Here is a 2,653-nt window from a genome sequence, read left to right as displayed (position 1 = left end):
TGGGGGGTTTGTTTGTTTTGTGTTTGTTTGTTTTTTTTTTTCTCCCCCCCCCCCCCCCCCCCCCCCCCCCCCCCCCCCCCCCCCGCCCTCCATCCTGTTGCGCTCCCTGGCGGTGGTCGCCCTCAGCTTTTCGGCTGCCGGGCTCCGGGTGGTTGCGGTCCCTGGCGATGGTCGCACTCGGCTTTCGGCCGCCGGCATCCGAATGGTTCTGCCCCTGGCGGTCATCGTCCGCCTTTCGCAGCCCGACCCTGCGGGGTGGCTGTCCTGGCGACGGTCACCCTGGCGGTGGTCGTCCGCGTTTCGCAGCCCGTGTTGGCTGTCCTGGCCATGGTCGCCCTGACGGGGCGTCGTCTCGGTGAGGCGGTGGGTGCTGCTTCGTCGTCGCGCAAGCCGCGCGCCGCGTCGGCTGGGCGGCGGGTGCAGCGTTCGCGCTCACGGCGAGATGTCACGCGCAGGTGCCGGCTCGGGGATGGTCACCCTCGCGTCGCAGCCGTCGCCCGCGTGGAGCGTCGTCACGGTCAGGCAATGGACGCTGTCTTACTGGTCATGCTCGCTGCGCACCGCGAAAGCGTGGCGATGGTGCGGGCCTCGCTCGGTCGCCGTGTACCGCGCACATGCTGCCTCGGAGAAGGCCTTGCCGCTGGGTGCGCCGCGCGGTCAGACGGTGTGGGCGCTGCCTCAATGGCATCTCATTCCGCGGCGTGTTCCATGGTGAGACGGTGGATGCTGCTTACGTGTTCGCCACCGATGCGCGCCACGTCGGACGGACGGTGGGAGTTACCTTCGCTTGCGGGGCCGGCGTCGCGCGTGGGCGCGGCTTGGACATGGTCGTCTTGCGTCGCCGTCGTCGGACCGGCGTGGTTGCTGCTCCTGGCGGCGGTGCCCTCGCCGGAGCGCCGTCAGAGTGCGGCGGGTGCTGCCGCCTTGGTCGTTGCGCTCCCGGCGTGACGCCGCGGTGAGGTGCGAGATTGCCGGCCTGGTCGCGGTCGCGGCGCGCTGCCGCGGGTGGGCTGGTCGCGGGTAGCGTGCCAGACATGAGCTTTGGCGCGCCTGCTGAACGACCGGCGCTGAACCGGGTGGCCGGGGAGCGTGAGGCGTTGACGCAGCAGCTTGACTTTCATCGGGCCACGCTGCTGCACAAGATGGACGGGCTGGACGAGGATCAGTTGCGCCGGCCGATGACCGCGTCCGGGCTTTGCCTGCTGGGGCTGGTGAAGCATCTGACCGGCACGGAGCAGGGATGGTTTCTGAAGATCTATGCGGGAATCGATGAGCCCGATCTCTTCGAGCCGGACACCGAATTCCAGGTGGGGCCGGAGGACTCAACCGCGGACCTGGTCGAGTTCTATGTCCGCACCTGCGATCGCGCACGCGAGGCGGTGGCGGCCGGACAACTGGACGACGTCGTCGCCACGCCCGGGGGTGCGCCGGTCAATCTCCGCGCCATCCTGACCCACATGATCCAGGAGACAGCCCGACACAACGGCCACGCCGACATCCTCCGCGAGCAGCTCGACGGCACCACCGGCGAATAGCAACCTACAAGGTGCCGCGGCGCGCCCCGAGGCAATCCGCACACGCTGACGAGACGACGCTGCTGCGTCCCTGCCGCGACCCGACAACAGGCCACCCCCGAGAAAATGGCGGCCATCCAACTACCAGCGGTCGCCGCGCACGGCCGGCCAGCCCCTTGCTCAACCACGCCGCTGCCCGCAGCAGGCAGTCGCCGGCGTCAAGAATCCAAGCCAGCGGCTGGACGACGCTTTTGCCCGCGGCTGCCACCCGGCAGCGCGCCAACACTCAAGAGGCCGCAGCTATCGGCGGCCGCGGCGCATAGCCGACCACCCCCGGTGCTCAGCCACCCCGCCGCTCGCGGCAGCGACGCCAGGGCCAACCACCGCGCAGGTGCGGCTGCCACGCACTCGCCGACGGCAGTCGCAAAGCGATCTAGCCGGTTGGCTGGGCGATGCTGCAACGCCTGGCCGCCACCTGCTAGCGCGCCAACGCCAAGAAGCGGCAGCCACGCGGCCGGCGGCGCGGCACAAAGCCACCCACCTCGTCGGCACCAGGCACGCGACCGCCGGCGGCCGCGGCGCCACACCGACCACCGCCAGAGGCCTGGCGGCGTGTGACTGCCCGGCGGTTGAGGCACGGCCCCCATAGCAAGGAGCGAGATCAATACAGCTCCCACGGCCGAGGCCGCGACTGCCGGCATCGCGGCCCGAGGGTGAAACCGCCACGAAGAACGCCCGTGGTTACCGCGTGAGAGTCGCCGTAGCCAGGAGACAGCAACCACGCAGGTTCCACCGGCCGCGAACGCACGGGGGCCATCGCCACGGGCAGCGACCATCCCGATGCCTCCAGCCGCGAAGGTGAGGGCGACCGGCAGAAACTCCACCCGCCCGGATGCAGGCGACTCCGAATCCGAATGCCATCACCGCCAGGGACAGAACCTCTCGGATGCCGGCAGCCGAAAGCCGAGGGCGACCATCGCCAGGGACCGCAACCACCCGGATTCCGCGAGCCGAGAAGCCGAGGGCGACCACCGCCAGGGAGCGCAACAGGATGGAGGGCGGGGGGGGGGGGGGGGTGGGGGGGGGGTGGGGGGGAAAAAAAACCCCCCACCCCCACCCCCCCCCCCCCCCCCCCCCGC

1 protein-coding gene is annotated in these 2,653 nt (G+C 70.7%); it reads left to right on the top strand.

Features of this window, described 5'->3' with window-relative positions; translation table 11 throughout:
- The first annotated feature begins 1,034 nt into the window (after positions 1-1,034).
- Entirely contained in the window at positions 1,035-1,535 is a 501-nt protein-coding gene (locus ACZ6TI_RS48120) for a DinB family protein (protein WP_465352034.1), read from the top strand.
- Positions 1,536-2,653 lie beyond the last annotated feature (1,118 nt).

It is taken from the genome of Actinoplanes sp. NPDC051388 (assembly GCF_055586225.1).
Note: the sequence above shows the minus strand (reverse complement) of the source record. Positions and strands in the feature narration are given on the sequence as shown.

Coding starts and splice junctions, on each gene's coding strand:
- ACZ6TI_RS48120 (WP_465352034.1), top strand. CDS start 1,035: ATGAGCTTTGGCGCGCCTGCTGAACGACCGGCGCTGAACCGGGTGGCC.